Below are 20542 nucleotides of genomic sequence, written 5' to 3' on the forward strand. Positions count from 1 at the left end.
ATTTAATCTGATTATTGTGACTGTCAAGGGTTCTTCCGATAAATTGACAATAACATATGTCAATTTAATTACAATGCTAATATTCGCTTGCAGAAATAAGCTGACGTGTATATTCAGTTTGAGGTTGAGTAAATAAAAGTTCTGTTGCTTGATATTCCAATACTTCAGCTTGATGCATGACCATTACGTTCTGACATAGTGCTTTAATGACTTGTAAGTCATGACTGATAAACACATAACTGATCTGCTCTTGTTGCTGCAAACGGCGTAATAGTTGAATCATCGCCATTTGAGTGCTGCGATCTAATGCAGAAGTCGGTTCATCCAAAATCATCAGTTTAGGCTTTAAAACCAAAGCACGTGCAAGCGCGACCCGTTGACGTTGCCCACCAGAAAGCTGGTGTGGATATTTGGTTCTATCCTCCAAACAGAGTTCGACTTTTGCTAAAACAGCTTCAATTTTTGCATTAGATTGTTGTTTGGAAATATTTTGAAGGTGAAGTCCTTCCGCAATAATTTGCTCAACAGACATGCGAGGATTCAAACTACTCAAAGGATCTTGGAATACAATTTGAAAATCACGGCGTAGGGGGCGAAGTTGTTTTTGATTAAGTTGATTTAAATTTTGCGCCAAAAACTGGATTTCACCCTCACTCTTAATCAAGCGAGCAATAGCTAAAGCTAATGATGATTTTCCTGAACCACTTTCCCCCACGATACCCAAAGCTTCACCTTTGAATAAATTGAAATTAATTGATTCTGCTGCAATCTTATAAGCCTTAATTTGGTTCAATAAACCACGTTTGATGGGATACTTGACCGTGACATTTTTTAGTTCAAGTAAGCGCTCAGTCTGTGCGATCGTTAGAGCTTGTCCAAAATCGTGATTGAGTAAATTTCGTGTGTATGCCGTTTGAGGATGTGTAAAAATTTCAGTCGTGCATCCTTGTTCCTCTACGCGACCTTGATTCAGCACGAGCACCTGATCTGCATATTGCTTAACCAGATTTAAGTCATGGCTAATCAAAATCATCGCCATGTTTCGTTGCTCTTGGAGTTTTTTTAACAACGTGAGAATCTGTGCTTGCAACACGACATCCAAAGCCGTTGTTGGTTCGTCCGCAATCAAAATCTCTGGCTCTAAGGCTAGAGCCATCGCCAACATCACACGCTGTCGTTGCCCACCCGACAACTCATGTGGATAGCATTTAAGAATTTGCACTGCATCATCTATCCCGACATCCTGCAATAAAGAAAGCGTCTGTTGTCGAATATCAGCTTTACAAACACCTTGCAAGGCCAGGCTTTCAGCCATCATTTTTTCGACATGATGCAAAGGATTTAAAGCAGTCATTGGCTCTTGGAAAATGATGGCAATTCGCTTGCCTCGAATCTGCTGTAACTGGATCTGAGTTAAAGACAAAAGTGATTGATTGGCGAATCTAACATTTCCCTGCACGGTTAAATTTTCAGGCAATAACCCCAATAAAGCTAAAGTACTAATTGACTTACCAGAACCACTTTCACCCACAATCGCAACAGTCTGTGCGGGATAAACATCAAAACTCAAGTCATCCACAAGGCAATGTCCTGTTTCATCGTGAATGCTGAGCTGCTGAACCCTTAATAAAGGTGGATTCGAAACCGTATTATCGTCTTGGGTCAAATGCATCACGTGCCGCCTCCCCAATATAAATCAATAAAGACAATACAATCGCTAAAGTAAAGAATCCTGAAAGCACTAACCAAGGTGCATCGAGATTATTTTTGCCCTGTAATAATAATTCCCCAAGCGAAGCGGCATCAGCAGGTAAACCATAACCGAGAAAGTCTAATGCAGTTAAAGCAATAATATTGGCAGTTAACATAAAAGGAATTTGCGACAGACTAGAACTCATGGCATTCGGCAAAATGTGCTTAAAGATAATTTGATGATCACGAACACCTAATGCTTGAGCTGCACGAACATAATCAAAGTTTCTGGCACGCAAAAACTCTGCTCTGACTAATCCCACTAATTCTGTCCAACCAAACAACAACATGATCAAAAATAACCAATACACACTGGGGCTGAACATACTGACCAGAATCATGACAATAAACAGCATCGGCAAACCACCCCACACTTCCAGAATCCTCTGCCCAATCAAGTCAACCCATCCACCATAATAGCCTTGTATTGCACCAACAATAATGCCAATCACAGCAGAACAAAGCGTCAAGGCAAATCCAAATAAGAGCGAGATACGCAAACCATAAAGGATTCGAGCAAATACATCCCGTCCCTGATCATCCGTTCCAAGCCAGTTCTGTGGACTTGGTTTTGACGGGACAGGTACCGTAAGTGATAGATTTGGAGATTGATAAGAAAATGCAACGGGTGGAGAAATCATCCATCCTTGCTTTTGAATCAGCTGTTTTACCGCAGGGTCTTGATAATCTGTCGCCGTTTCAAAAGCACCACCAAAAGTGGTTTCTGGATAATCTTTAAAAATAGGAAAATACAAAGACTGCTGATAACGAATCAACAAAGGTTTATCGTTGGCAATCAACTCAGCAAATAATGACAAAATAAAAATGATTAAAAATAGAATGAGACAACGGACACCCAATTTATTTTGTCTAAAACGGTGAAATCGTGCGCGCATCAGCGGTGACATCATGTTCCACCTCTCGCTTCAAAATCAATCCGAGGGTCAATCATTTGATAGAGCAAATCGCCAATTAAACGTAAGATCATTCCAAATAAGGTAAATAAAAATAAGGTTCCAAAAATCACAGGATAATCCCGCTGAGTGATCGCCTCAAAACCCAATAAGCCAATCCCATCGAGATTAAAAATAATCTCGATAAATAAATTGCCGACAAAGAAAATACCGACCAATGCTTCGGGTAAAGCTGCAACCACCACCAAAATCGCATTACGAAAAACATGCCCATAAAGCACCTGATTGTCATTTAAACCTTTTGATCGTGCCGTTAGGACATAAGGTTTTTTCAGCTCTTCTACAAAGGAATATTTGGTCAGATAGGTTCGTGCAGCAAAACTACCCAATACCATACTCAGAATCGGTAAACTCATGTGCCACAGATAATCTTGTATTTTTGCCAATAGGCTGAGTTGAGTAAAGTTTTCTGATACCAAACCTTGCAATGGAAACCATTGCAAATAACTGCCCCCAGCAAAAAAAACGATGAGCAGAATGGCAAAGACAAATGATGGAATGGCATAACTCACAGCAAGTAATAACGAAGTAGATTGATCAAACAGTAAACCATTATTTTTGGCTTTTTTAATTCCCAGTGGGATCGCAATCAAATAAATGAGAAAAGTACTCCATATTCCCAAAGACAGCGTGACAGGCAACTTTTCATAGAGCAGTTGCGTTACAGGTTTATCTTTAAAAAAACTGGTGCCAAAATCCAAGGTGAGATAGCCCTTGAGCATTAACCAAAAACGTTCATATGCAGGACGATCAAAACCATACTGTGCTTTGATCTTTTCAATCATCTCTGGACTTAACCCACGCGCCCCTTGATATTGAGCCAAAGTACTCAAACTGGATTGGGCATTATTCCCAACACCTAAACCTTGCGCATTCTGAATTTGCTGAATGGCTTGTTCGACAGGGCCACCCGGTGCAATTTGCACAATCGTAAAATTAATCAATAAAATGAAAAATAAAGTTGGGATCATCAATAACATTCTTTTCAGAATATAGTGAACCATCTAATAAGATCCTTAATTATTTTAAGTCAGATTTTCGTATAGGTTGGTCGAGTTTCTTCGCTTTCGTGCCATCCACCCACCAATATTCCCAACCAACTGAAAGCTTCGGTTTAATTTGAGGTTGCTGATAGATATCCCAATAGGCAAACCATCGCTCAGGCTTCCCATAGGTCAGAATTTGATAATAACCTGCGCGTAATAAACGATCGAGCACATGTGTATAGAGCACCACATCTTCACGGCTTTTGGCTGCCACAATTTTCTCGATCATCTGATCAATTGCAGGGTTCTTTATTCCTGAATAGTTATAATTTCCTGCCTCATCCGCAGCAGCACTGCCCCAGAATTGAGCTTGCTCCTTACCAGGTGTCAAAGTTTGTGGCAATTTCAACATCATCATATCAAAATCTTGGTGACGGATTCGCTCCATATATTGTGGAACATCCACCTGTCTGAGATTGACTTGGACGCCTAAACGATTCAAATTACGCACAAAAGGCATGAGCTCACGTTGTGGATTTTCTTGCTGCATTAATAATTCAATACGAATCGCTTTACCCTGTCGATCATATAACTGATTATGACGAATCACATAACCAGCATCTTTTAAAATTTGTTGTGCAACCAATAAATTCTGCCGATTAAAACCACTCGCATCCGAAATAGGATAATGCCAATCGGCTAAAAGACCCTGTCGCATGACTGGATTTAGTTGAGCGAAGAAAGGTTTCAGTACTTTTAACTCTTTAGCACTGGGTCGACCTGTTGCAGCCAAATCCGTATTATCAAAATAGCTTTGCAAACGCCGATTTTGATTAAAGAATAAAGCCTTATTTTGCCATTCAAAATCATAAGCATACGTAAGTGCTTTACGAAGATGAATATCATTCAGTGGTGAACGACGAATATTAAATACCAAGCTTTGAATATCGAGCGGTGTCCCCAAACGTGCTTTGTATTTTTTGATCTGACCTGCTTGCACGGCGGGAAAATGATAAGCTGTGACCCAATTTCGGATATTTTTTTCTTCATATAAATTGAATTGTCGAGATTTAAAACCCTCAAAACTGACATCTAAATTTCGATAATACACATATTTGAGTCGATCAAAATTATAACGCCCTTTATTGACAGGCAAATCTTTTGCCCAATAGTTCGGACTGCGTTTATAGGTGATACTACGCCCTGCATCAATTCGATCAACAATATAAGGTCCTGAACCGACAATCGGTTGTAGTGTCACACGCGTAAAATCTTTATTTTTCCAATCCAATTTTGAATAGATCGGTAGACTCGCCAGAATCAGTGGCATTTCCACATTGTTCTTGGACTTAAAAATAAATTTAACCTGATACTTAGAAATCACTTCTGTTTTTGCTAAATCAGACAAATACATTTGAAAGCCTAAATTGGCTTTGGTTTGGTAGGTATCAAAGGTGAATTTAACATCTTCTGCTGTTAAAGCTTGACCATTATTAAAACGGGCTTGAGGGTTTAAATGAAAGGTCACGTCTTTAAGATGATCAGGATCATAACTCACCTTCTCTGCGAGTAACGGGTACATGACCCGAGGCTCATCTAAAGCACGATCCATTAAACTATCAAAAAGATAATTTACACCTTCCGTAGAACTCCCTTTGCCATTCATGCTGTTTAAATTATCGAATGTGCCTAAACTAGATTGACTGAGCATTCCCCCTTTAGGTGCATTCGGATTGGCATAAGGCATCGCACTCAACTTTGCATATTTGGGCTGAACATGCATCGCTAAATAAGGCGTGGTCTGCATCGTCGCAAATGAAAGCTGAGCAAAAAGGCTTAATCCATAAAATAGACTAAGCCTTTTAAATAAAACCAATGAATCCATTAACAATTACAGGTTTGGTACTTTAATAACATCACCAATCCGCAATTGAGTACTTGGAGTGAGATCATTCATTTCAGCAAGCGCACTGGTGTCCATCCCATATTTACTTGCTAAACCAATCAAAGTATCACCACGTTTTACTTTATATTCAGTCACTATTTTAGGGACAGAAATACTTTGACCACGTTGTAAACTTGCATTGGCTTTCAGATCATTTAACTCTGCTAATTCACGACCTGACAAACCAAAACGGCTTGCAATACTATTCAAAGACTCGCCTGCTTTAACCGTATATTTCTCAGTATTCTTGCTTGGCACTGACTTTGAACTATTCTTACTATTTTCCGCTTTTGCTGTTTCTGCTTTTGGTACATCACCTGTGAGTTTCAGTTTTTGACCCACACGAACGCTGCTACCACGAGATAAGCCATTTAAAGCGGTCACATAATCCAGTTGTAAATAATAGCGACTCGCAATATTGCCTAAAGTGTCCCCTGATTTAACAGTATAAATATCTGGCGCAGTTTCTTGCTTATCCTTGTCTTTTGACTTGCTACTACTGCTCACATTATTTTTGCTTGGTGCATCACCTGTGAGTTTTAGCTTTTGTCCAACGCGAACGCCTGCTGTGCGTTCCAAACCATTTAGATCAGCAATATAATTCACGGTAAGCTCATATTTACTGGCAATTGCATTTAAGCTATCACCAGATTGCACCACATACTGCTCAGGAATTGTTGAACCTGCTGGAATCTTTAAAACCTGACCTGAACGCACAGCTTTATTGGTTTTCAGGTTATTCAATTCAGCCAATTCATTCGGTGTGATTTTAGATTTCGTTGCAATACTCGATAAAGTATCACCACGCTGTACAATATAAGACTCTGTTTTATAATGACTCGATGCGGTTACATTTTCATATTTAACTGTACTTTTAGACTCAACCACTTCTTCAGCCTTTGAGACCTCATGCGATGGTACATTGATTTTTTGTCCCGCAAATAAATTACTGCTTGCAGTCAAACCTGAGGTTAAATCAGCCAACTCTTGATTAGATAAAGCATAACGATCAGCAATCAACTTTAAATATTCGCCACGTTTCACCGTATAAGACTTCGTAGCAACCTTCGGTGCAATAGATGCTTTCGTTTCTGTGCTACGCGTTGATTGTGGTGCAGTCATTGGAGTATTACGTGTATTATTTTTTGGTTCTTTTAACGATAATTTTTGCCCAACAAATAAATTATCAGTGACTGACAAATTATTATAGTCAGCTAACTGTTTCAGAGTTAAATCAAAGCGTGCTGCTAAATTAGTGAGATTATCTCCTGATTGAACTACATAACTCTCAGGTTTGCGCTCAACCACTTTCGGTGTCTCAATCACTTGTGGCTTTGCATCATACAAATACAAGCTTGCACCTACAAATAACGTACCTGTTGGATCAATTTGATTCCATGTCGCAATATCACGCCAATTCACACCATTCTTTTGTGCAATAAATGCTAGGGTATCGCCAGGTAGTACAACGTAGGTGCTACGCTTGCCTTTCGGTGCAACCACGACCACATCAGTATCGGTTTTAATATACGGCTTACCTTGATTTCGCTTCGCATCTTCACTATTTGCAGTTGCAGCATCTTCAACTAAATTTTTAGGATAAGCAAAGCCCTTGGTGACTTCTTGTCCTGTTTGATCTGCAACCGATTGGCTGGTCTGAATTGCGGTTAACTTAATCTTGCCATCAAATGGATCGACAATTTCGGTGCCTTGTGGCGCAATCGCTTTAATCTCGGCAACAACACGGTCTTTCTCCGCTTGCGTAGCCTGTGGCTCTAAAACTTGAGTCACTGTTTTCTTCTCACCCGTTTCTTTCACAGCAGTAATAATTTGCTCACGCTCTTTGATTGAAATGGGTGGTTCAATTTTGACTGGTTTAACATTTGCAGCAGGTGTAATTGCAACAGGAATACGTGGTGCACTCGGTACATCAGCCGCAGCTGCAAATGACGCCAATGCATCAGAGCCTCTTGGCGTATTTGTTTTGCTCGTCGTGATTGTTGCTGTTGTTGAACGTGGCGTATTTGTTGCTGTTAAAACCGGTGGTATCTTTGTTGAAGGTGTGATCGTCTGACCTGAATTGGTTGTGGTACGAACTGTCGTCGTAGCCACATTAGATGAAGTATTCATCGTAGGTGGCGGACTATTACTTGCCCAGAAACCGCCAGAACTGGCTTTACCAGAACGTAGTTTTGCATCAATCGATGGGCTTAAATCTGCGGGAATTAAAATACGCATTGGACTCGATGAGTCGACCATTTCTCCACGGTGTGCAGGATTCAACGCATACAGTTCAGCACGACTTAAACCTGTAATCGAAGCAATTTGGTTCAAATCTAAAGGCCCAGCCAGACCTACTTCACGAAAGTGCGGTCGGTTCGCAATTGGAGGTAAAGCAACACCATATGCACTTGGATTTTTAATAATTTGCGCCACCGCTAAAAAGCGCGGCACATAGTTCATGGTTTCTTGTGGAAGCTTTAATGACCAATAATCTGTTGGCAAGCCTGCCGCTCGGTTGCGGTTAATGGCTTGCTGAATTCGACCTGGCCCTGCGTTATAAGCAGCCAAAGCCAATTCCCACGAACCAAATTGATTATATAAACTGCCTAAGAACTCATAAGCAGCACGTGTTGACTCAACTACATCACGGCGACCGTCGTATAAACCAGTTTGCTGTAAACCGTAAATACGTCCGGTACTCGGAATAAACTGCCATAAGCCTGCCGCTGCTGCACTACTGGTTGCAGCGGGGTCATAAGAACTTTCAATAACAGGAAGCAATGCCAATTCGGTAGGCATACCACGACGTTCAGCTTCTTTAACCGTATGATATAAATAACGGCTGGCACGCGCACTTAGACGATCTAAATAAGGTTGACGAGAAATAAACCAACTACGCTGAGCTTCGATACGTGAATCCCAATGGTTTAAATCCATTTTGAATCCAACCGTCATTCGCTTCCACACATCACCGTGTTTCAAGACCAACAGGCGATCACCTTCAACCGCCCGCATATCCGTTGCTGAAAGTAAATCTTCCAAAGAATCTAAACTACTTGCGTCTAAATATCCTGAACTCACTTGTTTAGATGAGGATACTTTATTTGTCTGTGGGGTTGATGAACAACCTGTTGTGATTCCCAACGCAGCGAGAGCGGAAGTGAGTACAGTAATTTTGAATAATGATGTTGCAGATGTTTGCCACATCAATGTGTTCGATTTATACATAAAAACTTCCAGTCAACTCACGCTAGTTTATTTCTTTGATTTGCCATTGTAGTAAAGCCTGTCACTTAGACAAGGCAATAATTTAACGTGATTTGCATGGAAATGTTACAAGAAATTAAAAAATATGAGTTTTGTAACCGTTCAGCACTCAAATTTCGCTTTACAATATAACTTATCTAACGAGAGTGCTAAACTTTCATGAAATATACGCAAATAAAACACCGCTTTTATTTCGATCTTCTGGTTGCAGTACAAACTCAAATTCTTAATTTTTAGGTTCAACTATGTCTCAAACAATCACGCTTTATGTTGATGGCGCATGTAAAGGCAATCCAGGCTTAGGTGGTTGGGGTGCGTATATTATTACTGAACAAGGTGAACATAAACTCTATGGTGGTGAACCGGCGACGACCAACAATCGAATGGAGCTCCAAGCTGCAATCGAAGGAGTCAGTTTTTGTCCAACAGATGCACAGCTGATTATTTGGACAGATTCTAATTATGTCAAACAAGGCATTACCGAATGGATTCATGGCTGGAAAAAGAAAAATTGGAAAGATGTTAAAAACCCTGATTTATGGCAAAAATTAGATGCCGTTTGTGCCAATCGTGATATCGAATGGAATTGGATTAAAGGTCATGCAGGACATGCAGGTAATGAAATGGCAGATCAATTAGCCAATCTTGGTGCTGAACAAACTGCTCAACAAATGAAATCTTCAACACAGGCTAACGCTGATATAAAAAAGCCTGAAGCGGATTGGCTATTAAATGATCCTTTCGGTCTTGATCTCGATATAGAGGAAGAGGAATTAATCGAAGACAATGACGAGCTTAGCATCGAAGAACCGAACATTGATGCGGTAGCAACTGTGCCCCAAGCAACAGAAGATATTTCAACAAGTACCCAACACCCCCACATTGTCATCACCGAGGCAAAATTAAATCTTCAAGGGCCTCGCCAACTGATCCTAGATACCGAAACCACGGGTTTTTATTTCCAAGATGGCGACCGTATTATCGAAGTTGGTGCGATTGAAATGATCAATCGAAAACTAACAGGCAGTTCAATCCATATTTATATCAATCCAGAGAAACCTGTTGGCGATTCTGAGAATGTGCATGGTATTAGCGACGAGTTTCTACAAGATAAGCCGAAATATGCCGAAATTGCCGATACATTATTCAGCTTTTTGCAAGGTGCTGAAATTATTGCCCATAACGCAACCTTCGATATGAACTTCCTCAACATGGAATTTAACCGTGTTGGTTTACCTTCACTGTCTGAAGTATGTGAAGTCACAGATACTCTCGCACTTGCAAAAAATAAGCATCCAGGACAAAAAAATTCTTTAGATGCGTTGGTGCGCCGTTATGAAATTCCTGCACGAGATCGTACTTTCCACGGCGCACTACTCGATGCTGAAATTTTAGCCGATGTTTATCTAGCAATGACGGGTGGGCAAGTCTCTTTTGATATGGATGCCCTTTCTCAAACTGAACAAAATCCAAATAAAATAACACGTCAAACGATTCAAGTTGATTTGCCAATTATTTATCCATCAGAACTTGAATTAAATGAACATGAGACTTGGATCAAACAATTTGAGCAAAAATATGGAAAAGAATGCCTTTTTGCAAAATAAATTTGTTGATGCATGTAACTTTTTGTATTTCAAGTTTTCAAACTTAAGTTATATTAACTATTAATAGTTTTAACCTCCTATTCTAGGAGGTTCATGGATATAACAACTTAGGAAAGGTGTAGGTCATATGTCTTACCAAACCTCGATTCACTTCGACCCAACAGCATTACTAATAATAAAAAATGAGATCGACAATTCGATCAAATTGGTAGAGACAGCAGTCAATACGCTTGCCGAAGAACAAGCGTTACCATTCGGAATTGATGATGCACTTAGTCAATTCGAACAATGTACTAAAGTACTTGCTTTAATTGATATGCCTCACTTGGCACAGATCACTCAATATTCGGCTGCGCTGATGCGTCAAATTATGGCGCAACCACAACAAATTAAAACTAGCGATGTTGTTGCTCTCAGTGAAGGCACAACAATGTTAAAACGCTATATCGAATTTATTTGTTTACGTGAAGTCAAAGTGCCTCAATTTTTGATTGATACGCTCAATCGTTTAGAAAAAGCACTAGGAAAGCCGATCACCAAAGAAGGACAAACACTGCAACCTTTTTTGGACTTAATGACACCGAATTTTAATTTGCCACAAGCACCAAGTTTGGAACAATCGAAGTATATTCACCAGCTCTATAAATTATGCTTAAACAAGCTGATTAAACAAAGTGAATCTCCTCTCGATTTGCAGGGAATTAAACTCGTTGGTGTTTACCTTGCCGGTTTAGCCAACAATCTACCTAGCCAACAATATTGGCAGTTGGTCAATGTAGGCTTAGGACATATTGATGAGCTTTTGATTACAGAAGCACGTTTACGCACTCTGATTCAAATCGAAACAAATATTTCAAAATTCCTAGCTCAGCCATCAGTATTTCAAAATAATATTTCCGATCTCGCTGACATTTTAAGTATTTGTATCAGTCAAGAAGATGAGTTATCTCAACATATTCGTGAACAATTGAATATCGGTGATGAGTTACTGAGTGATACACAGCTTCAAGTTCTCAGCCGCCATTTATACGGTCCAGACTATGAAACGGTTCATACGATTAGTCAATTGATGACAGATGAAATGGCGCAAATTCGTAATGAAATTGAGTATAACCATCAGAATATGTCAGCAGAAAAAACCCAAGAGCTTCAGCAAAAATTAAGTCAGCTTTCCAATGTGTTTAAAGTACTTAATTTAAATGAAGCGGCGAAGGAATTAACTCAACAAGCTGAGAAATTGAGTCAACCCAATACGTTAACAGATGCGACCTCAATCCAACAGTTAATGAATAGCATTTTAGCATCAATGAATTCCATTGGTATCTTAGAGCGAAATTACACATCAAGCCGTTTACAGTTACGTGTAAATAATATGCAGATTTCCCTCGATCGCTTAGATGAAGCACATAGAGGATTACTCACAGAAACCAAGACCTTAATTGACACTTTAACGCAAACACTCAGTCTCTATGTTCAAGATCCTACAGCACACAACTTAGAAGCTCTTCCTACATATCTCAATGAATTATCGGGTGCTGCACTCTTCTTAGGTAGCACAGTGCAACAAACAGCTTTATTAGGTGCAGCACATTTTGCTCAGCATCGTTTAGATCAAAATGAAATCATTGATGCTGAACAAATTAACTGCATCCTCAATGTTGTGGCTGGTTTAGATCTACTCGTAGATAATCTAAAGAATAAGCAACCCGTATTGCAATCTATGTTTGATGTGGCATTATCAAGCAGTCAGCAATTACAAAACATAGCCGCATAATGACTCAATTATCACTTGCTTATATTTTTCAACACCAAAACCTGTTAGTCAACCAAAACCTTCAACTACCAGAAGTTGAAAAATTGGCAAGTGATCTACCCTTACATCATAATGATCACGTCATCGCGCGTGATCTGCTTGAGAATGAAGCCATTCCCGAAGGCTATCAACTAGTACCTATCCGTGAATTAATTCAATCGTGGTCAACCACAGAGTTCCTACAGGCTAGTCGTGCCGTCCAGTTACTAGAATGGCGACGCAACCATAAATTCTGTAGCCATTGTGGGCATGCAACAGAAATTCATTCCAAAGAATATGCAATGGTTTGCCCCGCTTGTAGTTATCATCAATACCCTCGTGTTCAACCTTGTATCATCACGATCATTACCAAAGGTGATAATGAAGTCTTACTTGCAAAATCAGCGCATAATAAAAGTAATATGTATGGGTTAATCGCAGGCTTTGTTGAAGTCGGTGAAACACTAGAAGAAGCTGTACAACGAGAAGCTTTTGAAGAGGTTGGTTTAAAACTTAAAAACATTCGTTATATGTCGAGCCAACCATGGCCATTTCCAAGCAATTTAATGATCGCTTTTCGTGCTGAATATGATTCAGGTGAGATTCAACTACAAGTTGAAGAAATTAGCGAAGCCCAATTCTTTAGATTTGATCAACTACCTGAAATTCCATTTAAAGGTAGTATTGCTCATGCAATGATCATGCAAATAATCGAGAATAAAAAAGCATCTTAATAAAGATGCTTTTCACTTAATCTTCCAAAGCTTCATCCAAGAAGTGCAAAATCGTTCGCTTGGTTTTGAAATAATGGCTCACAAAACTTGCCAAAGTCGCCACAATGGTAATATGTCCTGTCTTTGGGATAATCACCACATGGCTATGATTGCCCTTTTCGCTTAATGCCATATCAAGATCAAAACTATTATGATTCTCAACCAACTGATCATTTTCAGCCATCAACAAATAATGCTTAATCTTATTCTGATTAATGAAATAATACGGCATCACTTGTTGATACGATATTTTTTGATCAAAGGCATGTTCTGCTAGTGGATCGTTCTTGTAATCAAAATGATATGGGCCAGCCAATCCAACGATTGCTTTGATATTGTCTATATATTTAAACTGTTGAGGTTGAGCTGAATACACCACAGACATCACATTAAAAGCACCCGCTGAGTGCCCCATTAAAATGATATTGTCCGTTGAAATATTCAACTTACTTTTATTTTGATTTAGATAATGAATCGCTTGAGCTAAATCATCAACGAATGCTGGAAAGATATTCTCAGGCGCGAGTTGATAATTAATAACCGCAACATCATAGCCTTCTCGCGCGAAGGTCTCGCCAATAAATACATAGTCTCTTTTATTACCATGTTGCCATGATCCACCATGCACAAAAACAATCAAAGGTTTTTGTTTTTTGGGATTTTTAGTTCGATAAAGATCCAGTCGATTTCTGGCTTTTAATCCATAAGCAAGATGTTCTTCTTTTTCAAAAGTATCCTTTGGCGTCAGATAATTCATCGAATAACTTGCTAAATCATAAAGGCGAAATTCCTGATAAAAGTTTTTCGCCCGTATAACATTTTCTTGTACTTGTTGAATAAGTTGCTTCATAAATTAGGGTTTAGTCGGAGTAATAGTCGCAGGTTCAGTCTGATCAGGATCAATTGCAACTGGAGTTTCAACTAAAGGTTGTGTTGAAGCACTGCCAAGCATTGGTGTTGCTGCTGTAGCACTTGCTATCGTTCCAGATGGTTGATCAATATTATCAATCAGCGTCACAATTTTACTCACATTACCAACTTTTTGTAAGACATTATCTAAATCTCTTAACTCAGCAGTATTCAAACGCCCCATGATATAAAGTATGCCATTTTCGGTATGCACAAGTACTTTACTATCAGAAACGACTGGTGCTTTCATCAATAGACCACGCGTATTTGCAGTGACCGTTGAATCTTGCATAATCGTGTTATAGCCGACTTTATCTCCAACAGTGATGTAATTATGCACAGCTTTCACATCACTCATCGCTCTAAGGTTATCTTCTGCCAATTGTTTTAAATATGGATCAGGCACCTGTCCTGTCAATAAAACATTGCTGTGAAAACTTTCAATATTGATACGTGACTGTTTAAAACGATGATCTAATTTATATAAATTAACGTTTGCGGTACGCTTGATTGAGGAATCAATAAAAACCTGCCCTAGACTACGTTCACCACTTTCAGTACCAATAGGCGAAGTCCCAGTACCACCTGAAATAAAACTCGCACATCCTGATAAACTTGCAGCACAAAGTAACGTAATCGTTAAATGTTTTAACACTTGGCAAGACTCCCTATCTACAAACCTGTTGGCATTTATCTTAAAAATAATAAGTGATTACTCAATCCAAAGTAAACGCATGTTTAATCCATTGCTGATCATACTGCAATTTTGAAAAATCTGGTTGTACTGTTTTTGCAAATTTCTTTGGAAAATCAAAACAAATCACATCAAAACGACAATCAAAATCTTCATAATTAGGGTGTTTTTGTAAAAACATTTGTGCTGTTTTAATAATTTTACGTTGTTGAGACTCGGTGATGACTTCACATGCTGCTGCATAACTCCCAGCAGATCTCGCCTTTACCTCAACAAAAACAAGCTCCTTCCCTAATCTAACAATTAAATCAATTTCACCATAACGTGAATGATAATTTTGATCTACATATTGATAATTCTCTCGTTCCAATAATGCTCGTGCTTGCTGCTCAGCCCATTTTCCTAAATCTAAAATGTCTTGTTCCATTCGCTCCTCATTTTTTATTTTAAAGTTTGGCTTCTATCTTTATATGGCTCATACCCAATTTCTTGGAAATCAGGTTGCTGTTATTTTGGCTCAATCTACAAAAATTATTTTTTCTTTGCCACCAGATGCTGTATAAGCACTCAAGAAACAAGGGCTAATGCCGTTACTGGCTCGCGCTATCACACCCGATTCGGGTAGAATCACCAATACGTCCGTATAAACTGGACTCATCATTGCTGCCAAACTGAGCAGCAACCAATATTTTTTAATCCTTCAGGGAGTTACCTTTTATGAGTGCTCAGTTATTTGTTGTAGCAACCCCGATTGGGCACTTAGATGACATGACCTTTCGTGCAATTGATATTTTAAAGTCAGTATCAATCGTCGCGGCAGAAGATACACGCCAATCTGCTCAACTATTTAAACATTATAATATCTCAACACCACTAACTGCATGTCATGATCACAATGAAAGTAACAAAATTGATCAGCTTATACAAAGAATGCTCAATGGTGAAAGTATTGCATTGATTAGTGATGCAGGCACACCATTAATTAGTGACCCTGGTTTTAAGTTAGTACGTGCAGCGCAAGAACACAATATTCGCGTCATTCCAGTACCTGGTGCTTGTGCCGCAATTGCAGCTTTGAGTGCTGTGGGTTTACCAAGTGATCGTTTTAGTTTTGAAGGCTTTTTACCATCTAAAGCCTCGCAACGCATTAGCCAACTTGAAAAGCTAAAAGATGAAACACAAACACTTATTTTTTATGAAGCACCGCATCGTATTTTAGCCAGCGTTAAAAATATGGCTGAGGTATTTGGTGAAGATCGTCCTGTGGGTTTTGCCCGTGAAATTACCAAGACGTTTGAAACGATCAAGAAAATGACCTTAAAAGAATTGATTCATTTTATTGAAAATGATCACAATCAAGAAAAAGGTGAAATTGTAGTTGTGGTAGGCGGCGCATCTGCTGAAAAAGACCTAGAACAAGATAAATTAGATGAGTTATTAAAACGCTTATTACAAGATTTATCAGTCAAAGCTGCTTCGCAACTCGCTGCTGATTTAATTGGAATTAAAAAGAAAATCGCTTATCAACGAGCTTTAGAACTCACTCAAAAAGATTAAAAACAGAGGTGTAGATTTCTGTAAAATCTACACCTCTTTTAAGATAAAGTATCAAAACAATCTCTTTTAAGCTTTTGTGCCGAAAGCATCTTGGTCTATTTTTCTTTCTACTCTGGCTTGTTGAATGACACTCCACCCAGAAGAAACACCCAAGTATGCAATCACAAAGGCCACGAATAAATCAGGGAACATGGTGCCTGTCCCAAACACACCGACTGCCGCGATAATCACGGCGATATTGCCAATCGCATCATTACGGCTACACAACCATACAGAACGCATATTGGCATCACCATCACGAAATGCATAAAGCATCAATGCAACAACGACATTCACAACCAATGCGAGTAGACCAATTGTACCCATCAACATAGGCTCAGGTGTTACACCTAACCACCATGACCAAATCACTTTAATTATGACAAAAACCCCAAATGCGGCCATCGTGATGCCTTTTAGCAAAGCTGCTGTCGCCCGCCAATACAAGGTCATGGACAATACTGCCAGAGAGATTGCATAGTTTGCAGCATCACCTGCAAAATCTAACGCATCTGCCCATAATGATACCGAACGTGCGTGTGATCCCCCAATCATCTCGACAAAGAACATCAATGCATTGAGTACTAAAGCAATCCAAAGCGCTTTTCTAAATTTGGGGCTAATCTTTTGTGTTGGTGAACATGTTGTATTGCAACCACATCCTGCCATGACTTTTCTCACTCAATCTTTTATAGTGATTTAAAACCCTAGAGTAACTCCAGAGTCAAGCATGATAAATTTCACGATTGGACAATTAGCAAAAAAGTCAGGCGTCTCAGTTGATACCATTCGTTATTATGAAAAAATTGGGCTGCTCGAAAAAGCCAACCGAACTGCGGGAAATTATCGTTATTATTCTGCGCAAATGCTTTCAGAACTTTTATTTCTAAAACATTGTCGAGAGCTTGGCATTACCTTACAAGATATTCAAAAACTCAAAGCATTATCAACCAATCCCGCTCAGACATGTATGGAAGTTGATCACTTAATTGATCAATATCTTGCTGAGGTATCACAGAAGATTAAAAATCTAGAGCATCTCAAACAAGATTTAACCCATTTAAAACAACAATGTTCACAACATCGTACGATTGAACAATGTGGGATTTTAAAAGAGCTACATCAACCACTCGAATGTGGGCATGAAGCGCATCAACACAAAAAAGCATCACAATCGTGATGCTTTTTCTTTGTCATTTGCAGACTTAATCTTGATGCTCACCGGGTGGAACTTCAGTAATACGCCCACCACGTGCTAGAAACGCAGCCACTTCATCTTCCAAAGCTTGACGCTGTTTTAACTTTGCAGTCACAGTTAAAGTTTCTGCTTCAGCAAGATCTGCGTCATTGGCACTCGATTCTTCATTATCAGCACCACTTTCTGCGGCTTTCGCCTCTTCATCGTCTACAGCAGAATCTTCTGTGTTTTCGTCGTAATCATTCATTTCCGTCATATTACTCTCCCCACAATGACTAAACTCTCATCATCGTTATTTGGTCATCAGAACTTGAAGAAATTTAACAAGCTCTTCTCATTTATCAAAGCAAAATATTCATCAAATTGTACTTTTTATAACCAAATTAACTCTGATTTATAAATGATTGTTTAAAAAATATCTACTGTTTTTTTAGCAAGCATAACTCGTGTGCTCTAAGGCATCAAATCCATTGGCTTGTCGCATAAAACGATCCTTAAACCAATTCAATTGTTCAACTTGTTTTAAACCAAAGTTTCGTGCCCAAACAAACGGAAATAATTCTGCACTTTCTAACCAACCAATCGCTGACATACTATGCATCATCGCATCATTTTGTCCCTTACGCTGGTGTTCATAGCGTAATAAGGTTTGTTCATTTGCCCATACACCACGTTTTAAATCGTGTAGTAATACATCACATAGAACTGCGGCATCTAAGCAACCAATATTCACACCTTGTCCAGCCAAAGGATGAATGACGTGTGCTGCATCACCGATTAATGCCAAGCCTGATTTAACGTAACGCTGCGCTGCACGAGCTTTCAATGGGAATTGCGCTCTTGAACGCACCTCAACCACCTCACCCAACATATGCAGACTCTCTTGTGTGAGTAATCGCATAAAGTCTTGATCATTTAATGCTGAATATTCATCCGCATAGTCATCTGGTAAAGTCCACACAATCGACTGCCAATAGCCATTCTCTTGCGAATCAAGACTCGCCATTGGTAAGTAAGCCAATGGTCCTGTAGGCAAGAAAATTTGTCGAGCAACATATTGATTTGGTTGAGTGGTCTTAATCGCACAACTGATCGCAGCTTGCTTGTAATCCAGTACATCTAAATCAATATAAGCTTGCTCACGTACAAATGAATTTGCGCCATCTGCACCGATCAATAACTTGGTTTTTAATGTTGTCCCATCAGCCAGTTGAATCGACCAGCCTTGTGAAATCTGCTCGATACGTATCACTTTCACTTGGGTACGGTAGTCGTTAAGCTGCTGCAACATTTTCTGTTGAATCGCAACATTCAAGACACTCGGTTCAACCATTGAACCCAAAGCCTGATCTGATTGGGGTTGCTGCTCTGAAGCATGCCCAAAATTAATTTCGCCATAGCCATTTTTATTCCAGACCTGCATACCTGAATAAGGCATTTGACGTGCTAAATCATTCCAGACATCCACTGTTTTAAGTAAATGAATGGTTGCTTGACTCAGAGCCAATACCCGTGGATTCATCACAGCCAACGTTTTTTCTTGATCGAGGACTGGAGCAGCATCCAGTACTGTCGCTTGCACACCACCCTGCGCTAATAGCAAAGCCGTTAAGCCACCCACTAAACCGCCACCTACGATCACGACATCTAATAATTCACTCATGCTTTCAGCCCCATCGCATAATTGGCAACTAGAGGCTTAATCCCTGGAATCACATCAAATGCAATCAATCCAGTATTCCGTAATAATTTGAGTATTGGATTTTGATTGCTAAAGCCACGTACCACTGAATCACAGAATTTAATCACCCGTTGTTGATCAGTTAAGCGTGCTTGTTCATAAGCCAATAAATTATCAGGGCTGCCAATATCATCTGACTTCGCCAATTGTTCCATCAAGAAACGAACCAACACATCTGCATCACGCAAGCAGAGGTTAAAACCTTGCCCTGCCACTGGATGGATGGTATGTGCGGCATTACCCATCAACACCACACGCCCAACGGCTTGTTTATGTGCCAAGACCTGAGCCAGTGGATAGCTAAAGCGCTTGCCTGTTTTTTCAAATTTACCTGCACGATCGCCATAGGTTTCCTGTAAAGCATCCAAAAAATGCTGATCGTTTTCTTCACCTAACCATTCTGCCTCAGTGCCCTTTTTCACAGGCCACACCACGGAACGGCGGTATTCACCCGGTAAAGGTAACAGTGCCAATGGCCCTAAAGCACTAAAACGTTCAAAGCCAACCTGTTGATGTGGTTTCGAGGTTTGTACGGTGGTGACGATTGCCACTTGGTCATAATCATGTTCATCAACACCTACCCCAATGGCTTGGCGACAGAAAGAATCACGACCATCAGCAGCAATCACCAACTTCGATTTTAAAGCATGGATATACTCACCATTGCGCATGGCTTCGACTTGTACATGGTCTTCATCTTGTGTCAATGAAGTTACTTGTACACCATCAATCAATTCAATCAAAGGCTGTTGGCTAACTTGTGTCAGCAAGACACGCCCCAACCAAGCATTTTCAATCACTTGCCCAAAGCTTTCTACTTTTTCTTGTTCTGCCACTAAACGGGCCTTTCCAAAGCTGCCCTGTTCAGTGATATGCACTTGTAGAATTGGTGTTGCATGTTGTTGTAAGGCTTCCCATAAGCCTAACTTTTGGTAAATCTGTACGCTACGGCGTGACAATGCAGTATTACGCGCATCAAAACTAGAATGATAAGGGGCAACATTTTCGTCATCATAATTTGGATATTTCACAGCTTCTAATAACTTTACTGCGATATTAGATTTTGCCAACATTAGAGCAAGGCTGAGTCCAACCATACCTCCACCGACAATGATGACTTGTTGCTGCATAATATTATTCCTTATCAGTTTTTCATGACTTGATGTTTCGGGACTATCTTACTCTAACTTAAATCAGGAAGGGAATTTGTACTTTGTTTGGTCTATGTTTTTAAAATATATTCAAAAGTTGTTTTGAGCATCAAACTAGATAATCTGAGTTCGACAATAATATGATACTCGGAAA

The 20542-nt window shown here is 39.6% G+C and carries 17 protein-coding genes and 1 pseudogene; 5 read left to right on the forward strand and 13 right to left on the reverse strand.

What is annotated here, in order from left to right; translation table 11 throughout:
* Positions 1-76: 76 nt before the first annotated feature.
* From C502_RS0109830 to C502_RS0109850, 5 genes are read right to left on the reverse strand one after another with little or no spacing between them, the layout of a single operon-like run.
* Positions 77-1672, reverse strand: a complete 1596-nt coding sequence (locus C502_RS0109830) for an ABC transporter ATP-binding protein (RefSeq protein WP_018678653.1) — start codon at positions 1670-1672, stop codon at positions 77-79.
* Complete coding sequence (locus tag C502_RS0109835) at positions 1650-2660, reverse strand: ABC transporter permease (protein WP_018678654.1); 1011 nt, start codon at positions 2658-2660, stop codon at positions 1650-1652. Before C502_RS0109835 ends, C502_RS0109830 begins: the two co-directional genes overlap by 23 nt.
* Entirely contained in the window at positions 2660-3730 is a 1071-nt protein-coding gene (yejB, locus tag C502_RS0109840) for a microcin C ABC transporter permease YejB (RefSeq protein ID WP_018678655.1), read from the reverse strand. The genes C502_RS0109835 and yejB overlap by 1 nt, the downstream gene beginning before the upstream one ends.
* Positions 3731-3746: 16 nt before the next feature.
* Complete coding sequence (locus C502_RS0109845) at positions 3747-5597, reverse strand: extracellular solute-binding protein (RefSeq protein WP_018678656.1); 1851 nt, start codon at positions 5595-5597, stop codon at positions 3747-3749.
* 6 nt (positions 5598-5603) lie between these two features.
* Complete coding sequence (locus C502_RS0109850; protein ID WP_018678657.1) at positions 5604-8888, reverse strand: lytic transglycosylase; 3285 nt, start codon at positions 8886-8888, stop codon at positions 5604-5606.
* 284 nt (positions 8889-9172) lie between these two features.
* Between C502_RS0109850 and dnaQ the strand changes: the two genes are divergently transcribed.
* The 3 genes from dnaQ (at position 9173) to nudC (ending at position 13060) form a co-directional block, all read left to right on the forward strand.
* Complete coding sequence (gene dnaQ, locus C502_RS0109855; RefSeq protein ID WP_018678658.1) at positions 9173-10534, forward strand: DNA polymerase III subunit epsilon; 1362 nt, start codon at positions 9173-9175, stop codon at positions 10532-10534.
* A 127-nt stretch (positions 10535-10661) separates the two neighbouring features.
* The gene (locus tag C502_RS0109860; RefSeq protein WP_018678659.1) at positions 10662-12308 is read left to right on the forward strand and encodes a hypothetical protein; all 1647 of its coding nucleotides are present in this window, start codon (positions 10662-10664) and stop codon (positions 12306-12308) included.
* The gene (gene nudC / locus C502_RS0109865; protein ID WP_018678660.1) at positions 12308-13060 is read left to right on the forward strand and encodes an NAD(+) diphosphatase; all 753 of its coding nucleotides are present in this window, start codon (positions 12308-12310) and stop codon (positions 13058-13060) included. The genes C502_RS0109860 and nudC overlap by 1 nt, the downstream gene beginning before the upstream one ends.
* A 16-nt stretch (positions 13061-13076) precedes the next feature.
* Here the strand turns inward: nudC and C502_RS0109870 are convergent, their stop codons facing one another.
* The 4 genes and pseudogenes from C502_RS0109870 to C502_RS19135 all read right to left on the reverse strand — a co-directional run.
* Positions 13077-13949: an alpha/beta hydrolase gene (locus C502_RS0109870; RefSeq protein WP_018678661.1), complete on the reverse strand. Its 873-nt coding sequence runs from the start codon at positions 13947-13949 to the stop codon at positions 13077-13079.
* 3 nt (positions 13950-13952) lie between these two features.
* On the reverse strand, positions 13953-14663 hold the full coding sequence (locus C502_RS0109875) for a BON domain-containing protein (RefSeq protein WP_018678662.1): 711 nt from the start codon (positions 14661-14663) through the stop codon (positions 13953-13955).
* Positions 14664-14724: 61 nt separating this feature from the next.
* Positions 14725-15129 carry a YraN family protein gene (locus C502_RS0109880; protein WP_018678663.1) on the reverse strand — a complete coding sequence of 135 codons (405 nt, stop codon included), beginning with the start codon at positions 15127-15129 and terminating at the stop codon, positions 14725-14727.
* A 93-nt stretch (positions 15130-15222) separates the two neighbouring features.
* A pseudogene (locus C502_RS19135) lies at positions 15223-15363 on the reverse strand (penicillin-binding protein activator); the annotation flags it as partial.
* A 56-nt stretch (positions 15364-15419) separates the two neighbouring features.
* Here C502_RS19135 and rsmI point away from each other — a divergent pair.
* Positions 15420-16259, forward strand: a complete 840-nt coding sequence (gene rsmI, locus C502_RS0109890) for a 16S rRNA (cytidine(1402)-2'-O)-methyltransferase (protein WP_018678664.1) — start codon at positions 15420-15422, stop codon at positions 16257-16259.
* Between the two features lie 66 nt (positions 16260-16325).
* Here the strand turns inward: rsmI and C502_RS0109895 are convergent, their stop codons facing one another.
* On the reverse strand, positions 16326-16967 hold the full coding sequence (locus tag C502_RS0109895; protein ID WP_018678665.1) for a cation transporter: 642 nt from the start codon (positions 16965-16967) through the stop codon (positions 16326-16328).
* A 61-nt stretch (positions 16968-17028) separates the two neighbouring features.
* Between C502_RS0109895 and C502_RS0109900 the strand changes: the two genes are divergently transcribed.
* Positions 17029-17478: a MerR family transcriptional regulator gene (locus C502_RS0109900; protein ID WP_018678666.1), complete on the forward strand. Its 450-nt coding sequence runs from the start codon at positions 17029-17031 to the stop codon at positions 17476-17478.
* Positions 17479-17503: 25 nt separating this feature from the next.
* Here the strand turns inward: C502_RS0109900 and C502_RS0109905 are convergent, their stop codons facing one another.
* The 3 genes from C502_RS0109905 to ubiH form a co-directional block, all read right to left on the reverse strand.
* The gene (locus C502_RS0109905; protein WP_018678667.1) at positions 17504-17752 is read right to left on the reverse strand and encodes a hypothetical protein; all 249 of its coding nucleotides are present in this window, start codon (positions 17750-17752) and stop codon (positions 17504-17506) included.
* A 174-nt stretch (positions 17753-17926) separates the two neighbouring features.
* A complete protein-coding gene (locus C502_RS0109910; RefSeq protein ID WP_018678668.1) occupies positions 17927-19159 on the reverse strand; it encodes an FAD-dependent monooxygenase in 1233 nt (410 codons plus the stop codon).
* Positions 19156-20367: a 2-octaprenyl-6-methoxyphenyl hydroxylase gene (ubiH, locus tag C502_RS0109915; protein WP_018678669.1), complete on the reverse strand. Its 1212-nt coding sequence runs from the start codon at positions 20365-20367 to the stop codon at positions 19156-19158. The genes C502_RS0109910 and ubiH overlap by 4 nt, the downstream gene beginning before the upstream one ends.
* Positions 20368-20542 lie beyond the last annotated feature (175 nt).

The sequence above is a fragment of the Acinetobacter tjernbergiae DSM 14971 = CIP 107465 genome, assembly GCF_000374425.1.
Lineage (GTDB): Bacteria > Pseudomonadota > Gammaproteobacteria > Pseudomonadales > Moraxellaceae > Acinetobacter > Acinetobacter tjernbergiae.